At 60.3% G+C, this 21098-nt stretch carries 11 protein-coding genes; 3 read left to right on the forward strand and 8 right to left on the reverse strand.

Annotated features, from left to right (window positions below; all coding sequences use genetic code 11):
• Window positions 1-62 precede the first annotated feature (62 nt).
• Window positions 63-1856: an ABC-F family ATP-binding cassette domain-containing protein gene (locus SH664x_RS19490; RefSeq protein ID WP_437203711.1), complete on the forward strand. Its 1794-nt coding sequence runs from the start codon at window positions 63-65 to the stop codon at window positions 1854-1856.
• Between the two features lie 218 nt (window positions 1857-2074).
• Here the strand turns inward: SH664x_RS19490 and SH664x_RS19495 are convergent, their stop codons facing one another.
• Together SH664x_RS19495 and SH664x_RS19500 are read right to left on the reverse strand one after the other, a co-directional pair.
• Window positions 2075-2590 carry an anti-sigma factor family protein gene (locus tag SH664x_RS19495; protein WP_437203713.1) on the reverse strand — a complete coding sequence of 172 codons (516 nt, stop codon included), beginning with the start codon at window positions 2588-2590 and terminating at the stop codon, window positions 2075-2077.
• Window positions 2591-2749: 159 nt separating this feature from the next.
• Complete coding sequence (locus SH664x_RS19500; RefSeq protein ID WP_437203715.1) at window positions 2750-3352, reverse strand: RNA polymerase sigma factor; 603 nt, start codon at window positions 3350-3352, stop codon at window positions 2750-2752.
• Between the two features lie 522 nt (window positions 3353-3874).
• On the opposite strand from SH664x_RS19500, the gene SH664x_RS19505 reads away from it, so the two are divergent.
• Both SH664x_RS19505 and SH664x_RS19510 read left to right on the forward strand, forming a co-directional pair.
• Complete coding sequence (locus tag SH664x_RS19505) at window positions 3875-4858, forward strand: DUF1559 family PulG-like putative transporter (RefSeq protein ID WP_437203717.1); 984 nt, start codon at window positions 3875-3877, stop codon at window positions 4856-4858.
• Between the two features lie 270 nt (window positions 4859-5128).
• On the forward strand, window positions 5129-6073 hold the full coding sequence (locus SH664x_RS19510; protein WP_437203719.1) for an epimerase: 945 nt from the start codon (window positions 5129-5131) through the stop codon (window positions 6071-6073).
• Between the two features lie 76 nt (window positions 6074-6149).
• Here SH664x_RS19510 and SH664x_RS19515 read toward each other — a convergent pair whose 3' ends face one another.
• From SH664x_RS19515 to SH664x_RS19540, 6 genes are all read right to left on the reverse strand, one after another.
• Window positions 6150-7301: a hypothetical protein gene (locus SH664x_RS19515; RefSeq protein WP_437203720.1), complete on the reverse strand. Its 1152-nt coding sequence runs from the start codon at window positions 7299-7301 to the stop codon at window positions 6150-6152.
• 501 nt (window positions 7302-7802) lie between these two features.
• Window positions 7803-8672, reverse strand: coding sequence for a 4'-phosphopantetheinyl transferase family protein (locus SH664x_RS19520; protein WP_437203722.1), 870 nt, complete (start codon window positions 8670-8672; stop codon window positions 7803-7805).
• A 2-nt stretch (window positions 8673-8674) separates the two neighbouring features.
• Entirely contained in the window at window positions 8675-10057 is a 1383-nt protein-coding gene (locus tag SH664x_RS19525; protein WP_437203723.1) for a hypothetical protein, read from the reverse strand.
• A gap of 8 nt (window positions 10058-10065) precedes the next feature.
• Window positions 10066-10827: an SDR family oxidoreductase gene (locus tag SH664x_RS19530; protein WP_437203724.1), complete on the reverse strand. Its 762-nt coding sequence runs from the start codon at window positions 10825-10827 to the stop codon at window positions 10066-10068.
• The gene (locus tag SH664x_RS19535; protein WP_437203726.1) at window positions 10824-12032 is read right to left on the reverse strand and encodes an aromatic ring-hydroxylating oxygenase subunit alpha; all 1209 of its coding nucleotides are present in this window, start codon (window positions 12030-12032) and stop codon (window positions 10824-10826) included. The genes SH664x_RS19530 and SH664x_RS19535 overlap by 4 nt, the downstream gene beginning before the upstream one ends.
• Window positions 12033-12072: 40 nt before the next feature.
• Window positions 12073-20952 carry an SDR family NAD(P)-dependent oxidoreductase gene (locus SH664x_RS19540; protein ID WP_437203728.1) on the reverse strand — a complete coding sequence of 2960 codons (8880 nt, stop codon included), beginning with the start codon at window positions 20950-20952 and terminating at the stop codon, window positions 12073-12075.
• Window positions 20953-21098: the final 146 nt, after the last annotated feature.

Here is a 21098-nt window from a genome sequence, read left to right on the forward strand (position 1 = left end):
ACCCAGCCTGACCGCAGCCGTAACATCTTTGCTTCGACATTGGCAAAGGGATTGCGACTTCCATGGCTGTGCTGCTTCAACTACGTGACGCCGAAAAGAGTTACGGCGACCAAATGCTCCTCGACCAGACCTCGGTCACACTCTACGAGGGGGTCAAGGTCGGCTTCGTCGGTCGCAACGGCGCCGGAAAGTCGACATTGCTGCGCGTGCTGCTCGGTGAGGAAGAACTCGACAGCGGCGAAGTGACACGACATCCCGGACTGCGGGTCGGCTATCTGCGTCAGCACGATCCGTTTCAGGAGGGGGAATCCGCGCACGACTTTCTGATGCGCGATTCCGGACAACCCGACTGGAAGTGCGGCGAAGTCGCGGGGCAGTTCGAACTCAAAGGGGATTACCTTTACGGTCCGGTGAAGGCGCTCTCGGGAGGTTGGCAGACCCGCGTCAAACTGGCTGCGCTGCTGCTGCACGAACCGAACCTGCTGCTGCTCGATGAACCGACCAACTTCCTCGACCTCCGCACCCAGATTCTGCTCGAACACTTTCTGAAAGACTTCGATCAGGCCTGCCTGATCGTCTCGCACGACCGGGCGTTCCTCGGGTCCACCTGCAACACGACTCTGGATCTGACGCGGGGGAAGCTGACGATGTACCCCGGTCCGATTGAAGCCTTCCTGGAGTACGAGGCCGAACGCCGGGAACACGATGAACGGGCAAATGCTGCGGTGATCGCCAAACAGAAGCACCTGCAGAAGTTCATCGACAAAAACAAAGCCCGCGCGAGCACAGCCACCCGGGCGAAGTCCAAAGAGAAACAACTCGAGAAGCTGCAAACCGTTGAAATCGCCAACGATGAACCGATCGCCCACATGCGGGCACCGGTGGTCGTTCCACGTCAGGGACCGGCCGTGCGATGCCAGAATGTGGCGATTGGTTACCGCGACCACCAAGTCGCCAGCGACATCAACATCGAAATCGATCATGGCGAGCGGACCGCAATCGTCGGGGATAACGGTCAGGGAAAGACAACACTCCTCAGGACGCTCGTCGATTCCCTCCCCCCGCTGTCAGGAAATGTCCGCTGGGGATTCGGCTGCGAGATTGGTGTCTACGCACAGCACGTCTACTCCAGTTTGCCGCCGGACCAGACGGTGCTCGAATATCTGGATCGGGCAGCCAAGCCCGGCACCACGACGCAGCAACTGCTGGCTGGTGCGGGGGCCTTGCTCTTTCGCGGCGGCCACGTCAAGAAGCGGATCGGTGTCCTCTCCGGGGGGGAACGCGCACGACTCTGTATGGCCGGCCTGCTGCTGGGGACCTACAACGTTCTGGTCCTCGACGAACCGGGGAACCACCTGGACGTTGAGACGGTCGAGTCGCTGACACAGGCCCTTTTGAACTATGAAGGGACGGTGCTGTTCACCAGCCACGACCGGCACTTCATGAAGAACGTGGCGACCTCGATTATTGAAGTCCGCGATGGACATGTGCGGAACTATGGGGGTGGTTACGACGCTTATCTGTACTACGTCAACAAAGAGATCGAGGATGGTGAGCGGGAACTCGCTAAATCCCGGCTCTCCAAACCGCCCGCAGCCAAGACGGCAAAGGTCGCTGCGATTGCCCCCCCTGCCCCCAAACGGGACGAACGGGCCCTGCGCAAAGAGCTGACCAATCTCGAACGGTCGATCGCCAGGCTCGATCAGCAGAAACGGGAAGCCAACACAAAGCTGCTGGCCGCCACCGACCCCAAGGAAGCCCTCGAACTGCACAATCAGGTGACCGCGGTGACACAGGAGCTCAGCGCGGCCGAAGACCGCTGGTGTGAGATTCAGGCGGAACTCGAGGGGGCCTGAAAGCCGGTCGTCACCTCCGCAGTGGCCGCAGCGGTGGAGCCAGCGGTGGTGGTGACCTTGCGAGGCGAGTTTCGCGCCCGAGAGAGAGAGCTACTCGCTTACTCGGGCCCCTCCGCTGGAGCAGGTTGCTCTTTCCAACGCCCGCGCAGCAAGCGTTTCACATGATGAAATGCTCATTTCCGCATGGCGCGCACGGGGACATCAACAGCGAAGAGGCTCTACGGGATCGAATTCTTGACCGGTTGGACAGACTGCTTGTTCGAGCGGACGCGCTGATCCGCTTCGCGCGCCTCCCGGCTGACCCGGGAATAGGGAGGGGACGTCCGAGCCTCACCGGCCCATCCTGAGAGCGGAGGAGCCACCTGACGACCGACACCATGCTCGACCGGATGGTGAGACGTCTCGGGACTGTGGGGCCAGGCAGCCACCAACAGCAAAGCTGCGACGGCGACGGAAACGATGGGCATCCAGCCCGGTCGGTTCCAGCCCGAGCGTGGCGGCCGAGGCTGTGACAGCCGTGCAGCCAGTTCCGGCCAAAGGCTTCCTCGCGTTTCGTAAGTGCCCGTCTGCGTCGACTGCGCCAGCGCGGCCATGGACTGCTTCAACTGCCGCAGATGCTGTCGGCATTCCTCGCAGGTTGCGAGATGTCGGCGCGTCTCTTCCCAGGCGGATGAATCGACTTCATCCTGTCCCAGATGTAATGCAATTTCATGTTTTGCGTCACGACACTTCATCTGACGTACTCTTTATCTCGATGGGATCTGTGTCTCACACAGCAGCGGTTCCACAGCAGCTGTTCCACGGTGGCGATTCTACTGTGGCGATTCCATGGCGTCCGAACGGACATTCTCAGGCGATACAACAGGGAAAGCCCCGCTCCTCTCCCTGAGTGACTATTGACGTCGCTTTTCCCACAACTCCTGAAACCGGTTCCGGGCCTCGGCCACCCGCCAGCGAATCGTTGCTTCGCGACGATCGAGGATGGCTGCAATCTCCGAAGTGGAAAAATTCTCAAGATCCCGCAGCACCAGCACCGTGCTGTACTTCTCGGGCAGCTGCTGAATCACCAGCCGCACTTCCTGCTGCAGGTCTTTCTCCGGGCGGGGATCGTCCACCTGCGGATCAATCCACTGCTCACTGCTGCGATCCGAGAACAACAAGGTCCATAATCGACGTTTGCGACGGCGATGATGATCCAGCGCCAGATTCACGGCAATCCGGAAGAGCCAGGGGGAGAATCGTCGCGAGGGATCAAATTGGTCGAGCCGCTCATAGACCCTCAGGAAGGTTTCCTGTGCGAGGTCTTCCGCCAGATCCAGGTCTGTCACGAACCTCAGCAAGACACGCATCAGTCGACGCTCGTACCGCTGGACCAGCTGCCCGAAGGCGAGCTGATCTCCCCGTTTGGTATCGTCGACGAGGCGGGCATCGGTTGGTTGTGGCCCGCTTTCATATGCTGCATCGACTTCGTCCATCCGTCGCGTATCTGCTCGCATGGCTCGCCTCTCGAAAATTCGCTACAGCAATTACGCAGCTTTCAGACGAAGTGTTGGAAAGATTTTCGCAAGGGCTGAAATTCGGCCAGCCGACACATCCCCCTACCCAATTCTTAACACAACCAATAACCACCATGCAGCTTAAGACATTTCCCAACCGCATATAGACTCACTCGTCGTCCGTCAGACGCTTCCGAGAAAAGCCTGTCCAATATGCCACAAGTTGCATCAAACGCATCGGCAGATTCTGGGGGCCGAATCTGAAAATCATTGTCGAATCAGCCGGCTCACACGCAAGTCATTCTTGATGCCTTCTGCAATCCGCATGGATGTGGACGCAATTTCGTTCTGATCAGATCCGAATTTGCACCGATATTCCAGAAAATATCAAAACTCTCAGTTTGACATTTTTGTTGAATAAATTTATATCCACTACCGAATTGGTGTTATATCCAGCTTTCTTGGCGATCATCGCCGAGGTCAGGTGGCATCTTTTATTCGTGATTCTCTGGGACTTCAGCCATGCGTGCAAGAAAATTGGGGTTTACGCTGATCGAACTCCTCGTCGTGATCGCGATCATGGCGACGCTCGTTGCACTGCTCCTGCCAGCCGTGCAACAGGCACGTGAGGCTGCCCGCCGCTCGCAGTGCAAAAACAACCTCAAGCAGTTGGGGCTGGCACTTCACAACTATCACTCGACCTTCGACTGCTTCCCTTACGGTATGGTTCCGGGAACGAACCGAACGGATGCGGCATCACAGTATTTCCGGGCGCGGCCGAATGACGGCTGGTTCCGGATGCTGCTTCCCTATATCGATCAGGCGGCACTGGCCAACAGCATGGACTCCGGCTTCCCGGCAGTTCACAAAGACTCCGGAAACCGTGCATTGGTTGTCGGAAAAACGTTTTCGATCATGACCTGCCCCACCAATCCATATGCAGACGTCGGACGGCGGGCAACGACGCAGCAGTTCGCCGGCAGCGGCGGGGACGTGCAGGCTTCGATGTATCGGGCTGTGGCTGGGACCGCCGATGTCGGCGCGGGCCTCCCACGGGATTGCTCCACCGCAGCCCGCAGCTTTTGCCGCCACAGTGATGGCGTCACCAAAGGTGGCTATGAGGTGACTCACCTCGACAACACCACCGTTCGCGGCATTTTCGGGCATGGTGTGACCCGGCTGGGACTGCGGGATATCACCGACGGCTCTTCAAATACGTTCATGCTGGGGGAGACCAAGCCGCATTTCTGTCAGGACGGGTCGGTCTGGGGTGCCACGCCTTCCCTCTTCCACGTTCGCCTGAACTCATTCCATATGGCCGAAGTGGAGCGGGCGATGGAAATCAACAACTCGGTCTGCGCCGGTCACGCGAGCTACCACGTCGGCGGAGCTCAGTTTGCGATGGGAGATGGCTCGGTCCACTTTATCAGTGAGAACATCGACTACGCGGTCTACTGCTACCTGGGGGACCGGTATGACGGAAACGCTGTGAATGCTGGATTTTGATCATTCGCAGGGTTGAATTCACTGCCGCAGCTCGCACTCCCACGGGAATGCGAGCTGTTTTTTTGCGCTCCGCGAGCCTGAATTCGTCGCAATCCAGAATTGATCCAGATCGGTGGTGAAAATCGGGGAGTGATCTCGGTTCTGTCTTGAGCATTTTGACATTCAATTGCCCCTCTTTGCGGCGCTGCCGTCAGCATTTCCCCATACGAAACGCTGGCTGCGGGGCCACACGCAGAGCAACCTGCTCGAGTCCTTGTTCTGGAAACCCCGATGACAACCTCTCAAGTTGACCGTGGCCGTGTGGTGATTGCCGGGGGAAGCGGCTTTCTTGGAAGGTCTCTCACACAACATCTGACTGAAGCCGGGTGGTCCGTCGTGATCCTTTCCCGCAATCCTCAGCCCGACAAGACAGGTTGGTCACAACGCGAGTGGGACGCCCGCACGGTCGGTCCCTGGTTTGAGTCGCTCGAAGGAGCCGATGCGTTGGTGAATCTGACCGGGCGAACGGTGGACTGTGTCAAAACGCCGGAGAATCAGGACGAAATCCTGCGTTCTCGCGTCGAGTCCACTCGCGTGCTCGGAGAGGCGATGCGGATGCTGACAAATCCGCCCCCGGTCTGGCTCCAGATGAGCACGGCTCACATTTACGGAGACCCTCCGTCGCTGTGGTGTGACGAAAGCTCTCCCTGCGGATACGGCTTGGCTCCCACAGTCGCACAGGCGTGGGAGCAGGAGTTCGCAGCGGCCCTGTTGCCGTCACAGCGCTCGGTCGTGCTGCGAACGAGTTTCGTGATTGGTCGACGCCGGGGAAACTGGGGAGGAGCACTGGACCGTTTGGTGCCACTGGCTCGCTGGGGACTGGGAGGGACCGTCGGTTCCGGCACCCAGGGGATGAGCTGGATCCACGAATTGGATCTCAACAGGCTGTTCGAACGGGGACTCACTGACGCGACAATGCGGGGGACCTACATCGCATCTGCACCGCATCCGGTGCCGAATCGCGAGTTCATGCGGACCCTGCGTGATGTCCTGGGAATGCCGATCGGAATCCCCGCGTTGAATTGGATGGTGCGATTGGCTGCGCCGCTGATGCGGACCGATCCGGAATTGGCTCTCTACGGACGGTATGTTGTTTCCCGAAGACTGCGCGAAGAAGGTTTTGAGTTTCGCTTTCCCGAACTCAGGGCCGCCTTGCAAGACCTGCTGCCGCACTGAAGCTGGGGAGTGCCCGTCGTGCGTGGCAGGCTGAACCGACATCAGGCTCCCGCCAGGGGCGACTCAAAGGGCAGGCCTACCGCGCGGCGGCCTGCGTGTCCGGCAGGCTTTCCAAAAGTTCTGCCAGAGTCTGCGCGGGGCGATCGGTTGTCCCTCGCAGCAGAAGCTGCACTTCGCTGACCGGCAGGCTGGCACGATAGGTGTTCCTCACCGCGCTGACGATCGGATCGGCGGGGTAGAGTCCCATCATCTTGAAGTCGCCAAAACGGATCTGCGCCTGCACCGTGGGAGCGGTCCGTCCCAGCCGGAGGTCGGGCATGACAAGCGCCTGCAACGACTGCAACCCGTCGGAGGTCCCGAAGACGGTCAGCCGGGGGTCTCCCGCACCGGGATACAGGTGCAGGAAGATCAACTCATATTCATCGACCGGCAGGGGGTGGCTGGGATCATCACGCTTGTACGCGAAGGTCAGCACCATCGTGCGCGGATAGCGGGCCTCTTCCGGATTGTTGGGATCGGTAAAGAACCCCAGAACGCGAAACTGGCTGACCGCCTGACCGATCATTGGCTCGGCTTCGAGGGTCTGTGTGGGTGAGTTCTTGGCGAAGAAGGCAGCCTGCAGCTGTCCCTGAAAATAATTGCCGTGGACCGGATCGGACTGGACCGTCGGCTGAATCGCCAGCAGATGATCGGCGAGGTAGCTTTCGATCGTGGACTTGGAAAGTTTGGGAAGGGCCCGGCGGGCGGAAGGTTCGATTTCCAGACCGACGATACAAGCTGTCAACCGGCTTAGCCCCTTCGCATTGGGTGTCGGGGTGACGGACGATCCGGGCGGCTGCAACCGGCAACTGCGACCAGCGGCCAGTCGATATGCGTTGGCCAAGGCCTCTTTGGACCACGGAATCTCACGCAGTCGGGGGAGATCCGTCGAGAGGGGCAGCGGTTCGACATTGCGTGCCGGGGACGTCGACAGTGATCCGAGAACCGGCGGGAGCTGGAGCTCGTTGGGGCTTTCCACATCTTCAGCAGGCGGGGTCAGCGGCGGGACGTCGGCCCCGGCTTCCACTTCCGATCCCGGTTCGGTCTGAACCTTCGACCGGGGGGGAATAAACTTGTGGGCGACGGCTTTCTCCCAATCCCCGTCGAACATGCCGAAGACGACAACCACTCCCACCGTAGCAATGAGCAGCGTGATGGTGACAAAAATCAAGAATCCATTATGCCTCATTGATTGATTCCGGCTGAGTGAGAGCGATGTCGAATCTCAAGTGCGATTCGAGGGATCATGAACTCCGTTTGAATGATCAAGTCTGCTTGCAGGGGTGACGGGCCGCGTTGAAAACGTCAGCTCCCGTACTCTGCCTCTGTCTGAAACTTCGGACTGGACCGGCCCTTCGTCGCATCTCCGGTGCAGAGACTCACTGTGCGACAACCGGGCCGCACGGCAACGATGCTGCGTTGTGACGTTTCTGCGCTGTTCCTCATGCAACTGTTCGGAGACTCCACGACTGCACTTTAAGACGTTGTCGTCGAGCTTCCTGATCAGCTGTCGGCTTCTCAAACCGCTGGATACAAAAATTTCGCGAATTCGACCAGAGGAACTGCCAGCCATCCGGGCCGAGAGCAACGTTGTTCTGACCTGTTCCCCCACGGCAAGCGTTTCATCCGCTGAAAGGCTCACTGCCGCTTGGCGAGAACGGGTCAGTCCCAAAATCACGCTGCTTTCGTGTCAGGGAAGTTTACCAGTTGCCCGATATTTGACCACTGTCGATTCCACTCCAAAGTGACGTAATTCCTCGCGAATATTCTGCTTGTGGTCATTCCAGAGCTGAGGAAGCCACCCAGTCGCCGCAAGTTCCGGGCTTCCCGAAAGAGGTTCCTCCGTCCCGCAGCAAAGTGTTCCGACAACTCTCCGGGGGCTGCTGAGGTTCTCGCCGGGCGAATGCAGGCTGACTGCGGTGAACTGTCCGGCATCCTGCTCAAACGGGAACAGGTGACAGGCGAAGTCCGTGCCGAGGTTCTGCCCCTGCAGAGTGGCGCCGGGAGCCGCCTCTGACAGGGAGAGACGGACGTCCAGCAATGATCGCTGTTCGAGATCCCCCCCCGCCTTGAGGACCGCCTCTTTGGCTGTCCAAAGTCGACGCAACCGGGTTTCCCGCTGAGCGGGCTCCGCATCATTCAGAAACTCCTGCTCGTCCGGATGCAGCGCGATGCGGGCAATCGCGCTGACATTGAGCGGAACGGACGCCTCTTCCAGATCAAGCCCAATGGAGATTGCCGGATGACCGATGGCGATGGCCGAAGTCTCCCCGCTGTGAGAGACACTGAACGTCAGTGGTGCTGCGCCCGAGGGTGTGGTGAGTCGCGGTGCTCCGGTGATGGGCCATTGAATCTCCCGCGGGCTGCAGAGCAGTTCGTGAGCGGCGATCCAGCGGCCGAATCCACGGGTCACGAGGAACTGCCGCCGTTTGTCCGGATCGAGATACCTCCGGGCGCGGCCTAGTTCGGCTTCGGAGAGAACATCCCCTGGAAAGTTCCGGACGTCTTCCACCATCCGGAAAATCCAGATGTCGCACTCAGCCTGATTCATCAACGCCATGTTCAGGGTGTCCCAACCGCAGTCAGCAGATGTTTCAGCAGAGATTCCGCGAACCGCGCTGTTTCCTGCTGATTCAGGAATCGGGCATTGCAGCGGACCGTAAGATTCAGCCGGTTGTTTGTTTCGCAGAAGGCCGCACTGATCGGAACACGCGGAACGGGTGGAGCAAACCCTGCAATCTCCTGCAGCTGCAGTTCTCCAGTCAACGCCGGGAGCTGATAATCGCGTGGTCGGCGTTTGAAGCCCCGCGTCGTGTCTCCCAGACAGGTGAACTGAATGGTTGGGGTCAGCAGTTGGAGGCGTTCGACCAGTGCCACCGCTCCGGGAATGGAATCGGCCAGGGCCAGCCCGTTCAGGAACTCGACTCCAATATACCGCTGCTTCACATACTGCATTTCTCCCCGCACGCTGGCCAGCAGTTCGTCGAAACTGTTCCAGTTGGCCCGGCGCCGCAGAATGGCCACTCCCAATCGGTTGCAGGCGGGACATCTGGCATCGGAAGGCCGACGGAGATCGACCGGATTCAGAATCGTGATGTAGCGGCGACCCGTCTGCTGCGGGAAACATTCCGCAAACGCGGCGAATGTGGCGGCGAGTCCCAGATCGTTGACAGTCTGTTGTCGCTGTTTCAGCGTCTGACGCAGACTCTCGGTCTGATCAATCGAGAGCGAGTGCTCCGCGAGCCAGGCTGTTCTGCCTGACTGCGGGGGATATTTCCGGGGCAGGCGGGAGGTTCGGCCCCGCAGCGTGATATGCAGATTCCGCAGACTCTCTTTCAAGCCGATGGGAGCACGAAAGGTTTGAAACTGATGCCGCCGGAAAAGCAATCGCTGATCGTATGGCGGATCGCGCAGCGGCTCCTGCTGGCAGAGCTGGTCATAGGTCCAGAACCAGTCAACGAGAAACTGGCGGGCTCCCTGACCATCGCAACAGGCGTGGTGGAAGTCGAGCAGCACCAGAACGCCGCCTGACGATGTCCAGACCTGTGTCCGCAGGCCGGAGGTCTCCCGCAGATCAATGGCCGGAATCTCCTGCAGCGCAGGAGACACCAGATCCTCGGTTGGCGGGTGCACAATCATCGGGGGAGGATGCGGCAAGGGGGACCAGGCGAACTCACGTTCCGAACTCTGCACTAACCGACTCAACAGCAACGGCTGTCGCGCGAGGGCCCGGTCGTATGCGGCGCTCAGCAAGTCGATCTGACATGGTCCGTGAAACCGCATGATCACACGAAAGACCAGCGGCGTGTCCGGGGTGTCATGCCGGAGCATGAAGCGTTCAAAGACCGTCAACGGAAGATCGGCGGCCGGCGTTACCGCCTCCGCCGCGGAAACAGGCGAGGACTCATGCAGAGACTTTGGTTGTGAGATGTCGTTGGTTTGCATGAGACCGTTCAGATGCGTATGCAGGCTCCACCGTCGACAACGAGAGTCTGTCCCTGGATCAGATCGCTGAGCGGACTCGCCAGAAAGGCGACCGCATCGGCGACATGTTCCGCTTCCAGACGGGGCTGTTTGACCAGCATCCACTTTCGCGAGGCCTCAAGCAACTCAGCGCTGCCGGGCATGGTCTTGACCGCGTTGGTTTCCACCATCCCCGACAGAACGGCATTGAAGTTGATTCCCGTTTTCCCAAGTTCAAACGCGAAATGCCGTACGAGACTCTCAAGTGCTGCCTTCGAAGCTCCGATCGCCCCATAGTTGGCAAAGCCCCGCATCGATCCGTGGCTGGAGATGGCAACGACCTTTCCGTTCCCGGATGCCTGGAGATGCGTCGCCGCCGCTTTCGTCAGCCAGATCAGCGGCGCGGCATTCGTCTGGAGAATGCTGTCCCAGCTCGCTGGCGACACTTCCAGCAGCGGTCGGAATCCCCCCGCCGCGGCATTACTGACGACAATATCGAGCCGTCCCAGATGCTCGACAACGGCGTCCACAGCAGCCTGCACTTCGTCTGCATCGGAAATGTCGGCCCGGACCGCAATCGCTCGGCCGCCGGCGGCCTGAATCTGCCGGACGGTCTCGGTGGCGGCGTCGCGCGAAGACAGAAAATTGACCGCGACATCCGCACCGAGTTGCGACAGCCGGAGCGCACAGGCGCGGCCAATCCCCCGCCCTCCTCCGGTCACGAGTGCCGTTTTCCCCTTCAGGTCAATCATTCCGTCGTTCCGCATCTATCTGAATGTTCGCATCCGGTTGCTGTCGAAGAGGGGGAAGTGGTTGCCTCGGCGGCCGCCCCGGACACGATGACACCGGAATCAATCCGCTTTTTGACGAAGGTCTGCAGGGCGTGGAGACGTTCTTCACAGCGTCCCAGCAGGCCGGGCCGGGTCGCAGCCATCGTCCCACGCTGGACAGCAGGAAAGATGGCGACGTCTTCATTGAGAATCTGTTTGGTCACAAAGGGTGTGAACATCCCCCACAGGCGGGTCAGCGCGCCCGCCACCATTCCCCGACCGTGCGCCTCACGGCTGAAGTGAAAGGCGTAGCTCCAGGACTGCGTCGGCCCGGCCGGACAAACAACCTGGGCCACGGAAATCGAGTTCACATGCGAGATCAGCAGATTCGGAAACACGTGGTGATGCGAGTACGTTTCGATAAAGGGCTTCTTCATCAGGTGCATCATGAATCGCTCGGTGTCCCGGAGTCGACGATCCAGCCAGCGCGGCGTCAGGAACTGCGTCTGGAATGACGTTCCGTTGTCGTGAACAAAATGTTCGCTGCGGGATTCCCCGGGGTCTTCCACGAAGGTCTGGGGATGGACCACGGGGATGTGATAACTCTCCAACGCGCCTTCCACCGGAATTTTCCAGTTGACCGCATAGTCGAAGCGAAACTTCCTGGCCATGCGGTATTCGGGAAGCGAGAACCATTCGGCAAAGAGGGGGAAGCGGTCCCCGATCCACTCTTCGAAACTCGGACCCGACTCCGAGAGGCGAATGAAAATCAGTTCCCCGCACCGCGCCACGGGAAAGCGGTCGAGCGCATAGCGTCGATGATCAAAGTGCGGAAAGTTGCTCGCGCCCGGCAGTTTGCGGGTCCGGCCATCAGCTCCGTATTCCCAGCCATGATAAGGGCAGGCCAGCCGAAGAGACCGCCCTGCACTCCGGCTGACGATCTGACACTGGCGATGGGCACACACATTGCGCAGGGCGACGATTTCCCCCGCAAAGTTTCTGAGAACGACGGGAACTCCCAGCAGTTCCAGCGACACAAACTGTCCCGGCTCGCGCAGCTCTGATCCGCTGGCCACGAGGTGCCAGCTGGTACTGAACACGGCTGCGTATTCCTGCTGCCAGTGCTCCGGCGAGGAATAAGCCGCCGGGGGAAGAGGCGGTTCCAGCGATGTCTTGCTGTGATACATGAGGTCACTTTCGCGCGGCGATTGTCCGGCCGGCAGGGCGTTACAGTCCTGTCAGCCAGCCGACACGATAGCCCTCCGCGCTCGCCAGCACATCCCCATTTCCTCCCAGCAGCCGAAATGACAGCTGCATCCCCCGCTCATCCGCCTGTTCGGACTGCACGATCACGAGGCACGATTCACCGGGATCAGGCAGACGGCCGAGTCGCAGACGCGCGAATTTCACCGGCAGGCTGGGGCGTTGCTGAAGTGCTCCGGCGAGCATGGCGGCCCCGTACAGACAGGCGTCGAGCGCTGACAGATGGATCGACCAGCCGCTGGTCGGGCGTTCTTCTCCGGCAATCTGCACGTTGGCGTTGGCCGAGATGATTCCATAAAGCGTGTTGTCCAGCACACTGATCCGCTGCAGGCCATGCAGATCAGGACCATGAAAAATGGCCCCTCCTTCAGCCGGATACTGGACCGGCTGCCAGTGGAGGTGATCGATCGCGGGACGGGTCTCACGAACCTTCCACGGCTGGGGCGCGGTAAGGACCTGCCCCTGGAAATAAAGCTGATTGGCAGAGACCAGCCGCCCGTCGCGACGATGCAGGTCAGCGACCAGTCGACAGGCCGCTGCGGTGCCGGATTGAGGTTCCGCCTGCACCCGTAACGTGAGCGGCTCAGGGGTCGACCATTTCACGGCCTGACGGGCTTCGACATCGCGTAACTCGGTCACGAACGGAGCGCTGGTGACCGCGCGACCCCCTTCCGCCAGCAACTCCATGGCTGCCACGAACGGCAGAGTCGGCTTCTGCTGCACCAGATGCTGCGACAGGAAGCGGTCCCGCTGGGGATGGAGTTCCACTGGGAAGACACCGGTCTCCGCGGGGAGGCCCCGTTGATCCGGATCAAGCATCGGGAGCGGCCGGGGACTGACTGCCGTCCCCCGTTCAGCAAAGTAAAACTTGCGAACGTAGCGCCGATCGGTGATCAGCACTTCCGGCTCATCCCCCCCGAATTCGATCTCGTTGATGAGGTGCGTGATCCCCTCCACCGCCGGCATGAACTTCATTTGAATCATCTCGAGGGCCAGCCGGGTCTCCGGCTTCATCGCCATCCCGATATCCCCCCACGCATGCCAGTGGAAGGTGACGGCGGCGACTTCAGGGCGTTCACTGCGATAGCGATCAATCAGCTTGGCGAGTGAATCATTCGCCAGCGAGTAGTCGGTGTGTCCATTGGCGCCGAAACGTCCGCTGATGGAGCCGAAGGCAATCAGCCATTCCAGCGGATCCTGTCGGGTCGCTTCCATGAGGGCAATCGCCCCGTCGATCTTCGCCCGCAGACATTGGTCGACCTTGTCGGCCCGTTTACGATCGAACCGGGCATCCTGTCCGTAGCCGGCTCCGTGGATGACGCCCCGAATCGGACCGCTCTGCTCACGCACCTGCTGGAGTATCCCCTGAAGTGCTTCGCCATCGGAAATATCACAGGCGTGATAGCGAGCGGTGACTCCGGCTCGCTGCATCTCCCGGAGCGTTCTGTCGATTTCGACCGCTTTTTCCAGATCACGGGCAGCGGCAATCGGGTTCTCGCCCCGCAGATCCGCCTGATGCCGCACCATGCGTTTGAAGGCAGCCAGATCCTCTTCCGCCGCCTGACGCAGCTCGTTGGTCAGCTGGGGAACAGGAGCGGTGCCGATCAGATGCAACTTCAACCCATAGCGAACAGCCAGCTCCCGGGCGATGACGGCGGTAATCCCCCGACCTCCCCCGGTCACCACCCAGACGCCTCCCCGCTGGGGGAATCGCGGAGTGCTGTGTGCTCCCGGTTGCGGCAACGGCCGATGCACTGGCGTGACCAGCAATCGCTCGGTTCCATGCAGAGCGATTTCCGTCTCGTACGAGGGGGCAGCCAACTCGCGAAAGACGCCTTCCACGATTTCAGGAACGGTGGTGTCGCGGCTGACATCAATCGATTTCATGGGCGTCAGCCGATATCCCCGGCTCCAGGCCTCGACGGACATGGCTTTGACGAGCGCACTCAGCCCCCCTTCAGGACTGACCACCCCCTTGCCGCTGAACCCGAAATCGCCTCCCAGATTCTGCACCGCCACGAAACTGGACGAATCAAACGTTCCCGCATCGATCTGATGCTGCATCCACCGCTGACAGGTTCGATACGGAACTTCGAGAGCGCTGAAGCGGCGGGCGTTCCAATCCGTCGACCCGATCCCGTGCAGGGCGTCGGGATCATGGGAAGTGGTGATGAACAGATGCGGTGTCTGTTCGACAGCCCAGAGCTGGTCAAGCCATTGATCCAGTCCGCTCAGGTCGGAGAATTCCGGCAGCAGATGGCAGGTCTGCCCCAGAGCATTGCAGCGTTGCTGGATCTGCAGCGCGAGTTCGTTCTGTCCCAGAACCAGTGCGGCACCAGACAGGACCGGAGCTTCGGGCAACCCGGCGCGGATCGGAACGGGAATCACCCGCAGCGCCAGCCGCATCGTCTGTTCGGGGAGCAGACTGGCCGAATTGTCCAGTTCGTCAGCGGTGATCGTCGCGAGTTCTCCCGAGAGAACAGTCGCTGGTTCCAGCTGCGGCCGCTGTTGAAGAGCGACCGCTCCATTGGAAGCCGAAGAAGTTAAGGAGGTGTCGTTGCGAAATTCGGTCGAAGCGGCAGAACTTCCTTCGTTCCGGGATTCCGGCGGGTGATCGAAATTCGTAACGGGTCGACGAAAAGAATCGGCGATTGAATTTTCGTGAGGCACCGCGCCGTTCGATTTGGGAAGTCGGGACTCTGTCGGGCTTTCGATGGAGCCATTGCGCGGAGTCGACGACTGCGGCTGGTGATGTCCTTTTTCATCCACCGTCACCTGAAACGCGGTGGAACCACTGTGAGGCAGTTCGGCTCGCAGGAAGTCCAGAATCGATCGGAGCGTCGGGAAGCTCGTCAAGGTAATCCGGTTCGATGCAATCGACTGCAGGTCGTACTGCTGCTGTAGTTCTCCCAGCAGCTGGGCTTGCTTGATGCTGTCGATTCCCAGTTCTGCTTCCAGATCGGCATCGAGATCCACGACGTCCCGCGGGTAGCCCGTCTGGTCAACGACAAGATCAACCAGAAACCGTTGAATCGCCTCCAGATCAAAATCGGCGGCGGGAGTAACAGCGGGCGTCGCTTCGACCGAAGCCGGCCCTTCCCCGACGGCGTTTGGAATCCGGCTGACAATCAGCTGCGCGATCTGTTCGAGAGTCTGAATGTCACCCAGTCCGATATTCGCGGGAGCGACATCGATCCGGAAGTTCTCAGCCAGTTCGCCAATGATCTGAGCCTTCTTGATACTGTCGACACCGAGGTCGGCTTCAAGATCGGCCTGAAAATCGATGACGTCCGGGTCGTAGCCGGTCAGGTCGATCAACACGGTTTTCAGGTAGGAGCGGACCTGCTGGTCGGTGACCGCCGGAGAGAGTGGTTCCGCAACGGAATTTGTCGTCAGTCGTGGCTCAGGCGCGATCGCGAAGGGGGGCTGCGGGGCGTGACCATTCGTCCCGGGCGCAGATGTCGGCTGAGGTTCGACGGTCGCAGCACGGACCGTCTTCGCCGGGGCCGACTGTCGTTTCCGGTGAACGTCAATCACTGCGACTTCAATCTCCGGAGTTGCCGCCGGCAATCGCTCGGCCGTCTGGAGAACAGGGACCGGAGGGACCTCGCGCGGAGCAGCGGAGTCATCGTCGAGGGCGATGATCTCACAGGCTCCCTGCACCAGCAGGCGGCGTTCGATCGGATCCCGTCCCGGAACGTCGAGACTCAGACAGAGGGCCCTTTCCCCGGCGATCTCCTGATTCAATCGGGAGAGAATGGTGTTGGGACCAACCTCCAGCAGCAGCGTCACGCCATCCTGGAGCAGTCGCTCGACACAGGGAGCATATAACACCGGCCGGGTCAGCTGTTGAACCAGACTGTTGCGGAGATCCTGCGGCTCGGCACAGTAGCGGACGGTCGTCGTCGACAGGAAACCACAACGAGGGGGAGCGAACCGCTCGCGGGAAAATGCCTGATCGAGGAGTTGTTCCGCTGCGGTCAGCCGGGCGGTGTGGTAAGCCAGCGGCACCGGAATGGCGACCGAGGCGAGGTCATGCTGGTTGAGATGTTGCCGCAGTTGTTCCACATGCGCGAGCTCTGTGGCGATGACTGTTTGCCGAGGGGCATTGTGATGGGTGATCTCCGCCGGCAGCGATTGCTGACGGAGAGCATTGGCCACTTCGGCAGGAGTTCCCCGAACGGAAATCAGCTGTCCCGGTTCACGCAACGTCATCGCCACGGAATCCGAACGGGCTTTGACCATCCGGACCCCCTGCGCGGGTGTCAGGACTCCCGCGGTCACCAGGGCGGCATACTCACCGAAGCTATGACCGATCACCAGATCGGGTCGGCCCGTGAGGCCTTCGAGTTCGCTGGAGAGCGCGAGACCCAGTCCGAATGTCCACAGCTGGTTCCACCAGATGTCGTGCGGCGGGCAACTCCCCCCGGATCGAATCCGCTGCGTGAAGCCTTCGAGATGCAATTCCTCCAACGTCTGGTCGACCTGTTGAAGGATTTGTCGGGAGCGGGGATGCTGCAGGGCCAGCTCAGGCAGTTCGGAATGCTGGGATCCCTGTCCGGAGAAGCACCACGCTGTCCTGGGGGCGCTCTGCGCCTGCCAGAGAATCGCCCGTTCCGTCTCAAGGACACCCGCCTGTTTGCCACGCTCCAGTTGCCGGGCGACCGACTGCAGCCGCTCTGTCCACTGTGCCGAATCTTCCGCCAGGACAACCAGCCGGAAGGGGGCCGATGAGGAAAACCGCGAGGGGAGCCTGCCCCAGGCGGACTGCGGATCGGCGATCGCCGCATTAATCTGCTGAAGCAATTCAGTACAGGTACTCGCCTGCAGCCGAGTCAGCTGCAACCTGGTCCCCTGTGTCAGTTTCGATTCTCCGGCTGGCATGCGCGCGGTTTTTGGTCGTAGAGTCGGTTGTGATGTCTGAATGACGGCAGGAGTGGGAGACAATCCCGCGTTTTCCGTAGCGGCAGCCCTGATTTCCGAGAGCGATTCGCCTGTGGGAGCGGCTGTCTGCAAATGCCGATCCGAAGTCCGCATATGGACTTCGTACAGGCTCCGGTCTTCGCACGAACTGCTGAGGATCACAGCTTGCGCCGATTTGTGCGATTCAGCCTGCACCGACACTTTAATCATGCGGATCAGACTCTGTGACCCTGAGAGATAGCCGATCTGGCGAGTCAGTTCACGGTCGAAGGCATGCGCCGGCAGGGACTCGGTTTTCGGTTTGCGCTCGACTTGATCAATCACCCCCAGAATCGTTTCACCCGCGGCAACTGCATCGGAGAGCCGGCGCAGCAACAGGACAGCCACCCCTTCACCGGGGAGGATTCGACTCCCATCGTCGGGAAGGTCATCCGGATCGCCCGACCGCACCAGCCGACCTTGCAGATCGAGTTTCTCGAACGCAGTCAGATCCATCGCCCGTTGAGCGGTCCCGCAAATCGCGAGATCCCATTCGCCGGAGCGCAACTGATCCATCGCCGTGCTCAGCCCGGCCAGATCGGAAGCATTCTCGGCATCGATGGCGTACGCTCCCCCCATCAGGTCAAACACTTTGGCAATGCGTGAGGCGAGCGTGCTGGCGGTGAAGCTTCCCGTCTCGTCCAGCAGTGCCGACCGTTGATCGAGTACCCGGCGGCAATAATTCTCCACAATCTGTTCGACCGCCGGCGCGGGAGTTCCCCGTCGGCTGAGGGACTGACGGACCCGTCGTGAGATTTCCGGGAGTCGCAGTCCCAATTGCAGACTGCTGCCGAAATCTCCTCCGAAAAGGGTGCCGATCACAACTCCCGTCCGCTGGCGGTCGACTGACCAGCGTCCCCCATCGAATTCCTGAATCGCCTGCTGCACGGCGTCGAGCAGCATCATCTGGATCGGATTCGATTTCTCCGCCTGTTTGGGAGGAATCCGAAAACCGGCCGGATTGAATTTGTAATCACGAATGAAGCCCCCGTGGAAAGTCGGGGTCGAAAAGGGCTGCGGCGTGGCGTGGGAATGAACCGCGACCCCCGACCGCCAGCGATCGCCGGGTGGAGGGCCAATCATCGAGCGGCCGCTCTGCAGCAGCTGCCGGAACTCTGCCAGCGAATCGGCTCCGGGCAGAACGACTCCTCGTCCGACAATGGCGATCGGTTCCGCGACATCGCGGGACTTCGCCGGGGACAATGTTGGTGATGGGGACAATGTTGGTGATGAGGACAACGAGAGCGGGAGGTTGGCGGTTTCAGCAGCTTGAGCCCCCTCCAATACCGGAACATGAGCATTCAGTCCGCCGATCCCGAACGAACTGACCCCCGCGCGACGGTGCTTGCCCTGTCGATTCCAGGTCCGGCGACGGGTCACGATTTCAATCTGCCCCCGGCTCCAGTCAAACTTCTGATTGGGATTCTGAAAATTCAACGAGGGAGCAAACTCACCCCGCCGCAGCGACAGCAGTACCTTGATCAGTCCCACAATGCCGGACGTTTCCAGCGTGTGCCCCAGATTGGATTTCACGCTCCCCATGAACAGTGGCGTCGAAGTGCCGGCAGAGTCACGTTCCGCGAGAAGTCCGGCGACCGCTTCCAGCTCGGAAGCATCACCGACCTGTGTGCTGGTGGCGTGTGCCTCCAGATAGTCGATTTCCAACGGATGCCCGCCGGAATAAGCGCGTCGAATCGCGAGTTGCTGTCCCTCCTTGCGCGGCGCCCACAACGACTTGCCTTTGCCGTCCGACGAGATGCCGACACCTGTCAGGACTCCGAGAACCGGCAGCTGGTGGTGCACAGCGGTCGAGAGCCGGGTGACGACAATGGCCGCATACCCTTCGGAGCTGATCAGTCCACTGGCATTCTGATCGAACGGGCAGGACTCCCCATCGCTGCAGGCCTGTGACTGGGAAAAGAGAATCAAATTGTCGACGCCGTTTGTGGTCGCTCCTCCCACAATGGCCGCTTCGATCCGCCCGAGTCGCAAGGCCTGCATTGCCTGCTGTAATGCAAACAGTGACGAGGCGCACGCGGCATCACAGACGATTCGCGGACCTGTCAGGCCCAGCGCTGACGCGGGAAGCATCGCGGCGAGATTCGCCTGATATTGTTGAAACTGCGTGGAGGAGCGGGAAGGTGCTGTCTCGCGGATGCCACGAACCACTTCGTTCACGACATCGCGACGGACAGCTTCGGGAAGCCGACGGAACTCATCCACATCGTTCAGGAAATCGAGCCCCTCTTCGATCTGCAAGGCAAGATTCAGACGCCCGCCCAGCTGAGTTGCTCCGGAGTGCCCGACATAGACTCCGGCATTCCGGAACAGGGGATGACTCGACAGAACCGGACACTGACGCCACGCCCGCGCAGCGACGTCCGCGAAGCGGAGATGGACCGTGTCATAAATCTGCGCCACCGCAGCACTGCGTCCGAGATGCTGCGTCTCGAGTGGACTGTCAGGGACAAAGCCCCCCATCGTGGTGTAGGTTTTTCCCGGCTCACCCCGCCGGGGCGAATAATACAGTTCGCGATCCAGCTCCGTCGGTGTCAACGAACGGTAACTGCGCCGGCCTTCGAACAGCAGCTCTTCAAACTCGTGAAGATTCGTCGCTCCTGGAAGGAGACATTCCATCGCGACGACAGCGAGTGGCTCGTTCTGGAATCGAGAGGTGTTGTTCGAGCCGTTGCTGGCGGCACGGGAGGCTGATTGAGTCGGTGTTTTATCCGCGAGACGGTGCGGCTGCGGTTGGTCGCCGGATGAGGAGGAGATCGACGCCAGCTTTCGGACAGCGTTTTCTCCCCCCAGACTGCGGGTGACTTCGACAGCGGTGATCGAAGGACAATTCTCGATTCCACAGACCCGCAGCGCCGGGAGAAGCCGCGATTGATCGAATTTCGGATCATCTCTGAAATATGGGGAGAACGTCTCGTAAAAAAGTTGCGTCAGTTCATCCGTCGAAGTCATCCGCAGCGGCTGAGCCCGCAATCGCGTTCGCTCAGGGATGGCTGCCAGGAACGCACGGTCGAGCTCGCGGATGCTCGTTCCGGTCGGCGACGTGAGATGATACGTCTGTCCATGCAGTTCCGGCCGGAGGAAAATGTCGACCAGGGTTCGTGCCGTCCAGTCCACGGGGACGAGGTTCTTCCGCTCATCTCCGGTCAGCCCGACCAACCGCAGCAGCTCGCCGGGGGCGAGTTCCGGATTTTGCGCGGCGATCGCCTGATAGACGGCAAACGCGGCGTAGATCGTACGATCTCCATCAATCGCACCGGGGGATTGCGGATCGATAATGATCGACGGGCGGTAAATCGTTAGCGAATCAATCGAGCGGTGGGAGTGCAATAACTGCTCGCACTGCAACTTGCTCTGCTCGTAGTCGTTGGCGAACGGTTGCCCGCACTGGAGTTCATCCTCGCGGACACGCCCCGTCCTCAGTCCACAGACATACGCGGACGAAACGTAGTGGAACCGGTGGATCGCCGCCCTTTTGCAGACCTCCAGAAGTTGTCGGGTCCCTTCCACATTGGTTCTGTACGGTTCCCCCTGTGGATGCTGATTGGCCGGCTTGAACGATAGGCTGGCACCCGAATGGATGACCTGAGAACACGAGGCGGCCAGCCAATCCTGATCTTCTTGACTGAGTCCAAGGTTTGGAGAAGCAAGGTTGCCTTTGACGATTTTGGGTGGTGAAAATTGCTTTCCCAGCACCCGACTTGTAGCTTTTAGCTGCGACTCGATTCGCTGCTCTGCCGATTCTTGCCGCAGGTTGCGTACTAACACTGCAACCGGTGAGTGGCGACGCAAAAGTTCTGTCAGGATCGAACGGCCTAACAGACCTGTTGCGCCTGTGAGCAGTGTGTAGGTCTTGGAAGCCATGCACCAGCCAAAGTTCTGTAGGATTCTGGAGATCCGTTACGCGAGGCGAACTGGACCACCGTTTTCAACGCACGTTGAACGAGTGTCTTCGTGGGCTGGTAACCCCTCGGAGAGTTTATGGACAGTCCGTGCCGATTGCACGGACT

Origin of the sequence: Planctomicrobium aquicomposti (assembly GCF_051466325.1) — a bacterium.
Lineage (GTDB): Bacteria > Planctomycetota > Planctomycetia > Planctomycetales > Planctomycetaceae > Planctomicrobium.

Bases quoted from the DNA above. Each gene is read 5' to 3' on its own strand.
- SH664x_RS19515 (WP_437203720.1), bottom strand. From the start codon at position 7,301: ATGAGGCATAATGGATTCTTGATTTTTGTCACCATCACGCTGCTCATT.
- SH664x_RS19505 (WP_437203717.1), top strand. From the start codon at position 3,875: ATGCGTGCAAGAAAATTGGGGTTTACGCTGATCGAACTCCTCGTCGTG.
- SH664x_RS19495 (WP_437203713.1), bottom strand. From the start codon at position 2,590: ATGAAGTGTCGTGACGCAAAACATGAAATTGCATTACATCTGGGACAG.
- SH664x_RS19540 (WP_437203728.1), bottom strand. From the start codon at position 20,952: ATGGCTTCCAAGACCTACACACTGCTCACAGGCGCAACAGGTCTGTTA.
- SH664x_RS19525 (WP_437203723.1), bottom strand. From the start codon at position 10,057: ATGCAAACCAACGACATCTCACAACCAAAGTCTCTGCATGAGTCCTCG.
- SH664x_RS19530 (WP_437203724.1), bottom strand. From the start codon at position 10,827: ATGATTGACCTGAAGGGGAAAACGGCACTCGTGACCGGAGGAGGGCGG.
- SH664x_RS19535 (WP_437203726.1), bottom strand. From the start codon at position 12,032: ATGTATCACAGCAAGACATCGCTGGAACCGCCTCTTCCCCCGGCGGCT.
- SH664x_RS19500 (WP_437203715.1), bottom strand. From the start codon at position 3,352: ATGCGAGCAGATACGCGACGGATGGACGAAGTCGATGCAGCATATGAA.
- SH664x_RS19520 (WP_437203722.1), bottom strand. From the start codon at position 8,672: ATGGCGTTGATGAATCAGGCTGAGTGCGACATCTGGATTTTCCGGATG.
- SH664x_RS19490 (WP_437203711.1), top strand. From the start codon at position 63: ATGGCTGTGCTGCTTCAACTACGTGACGCCGAAAAGAGTTACGGCGAC.
- SH664x_RS19510 (WP_437203719.1), top strand. From the start codon at position 5,129: ATGACAACCTCTCAAGTTGACCGTGGCCGTGTGGTGATTGCCGGGGGA.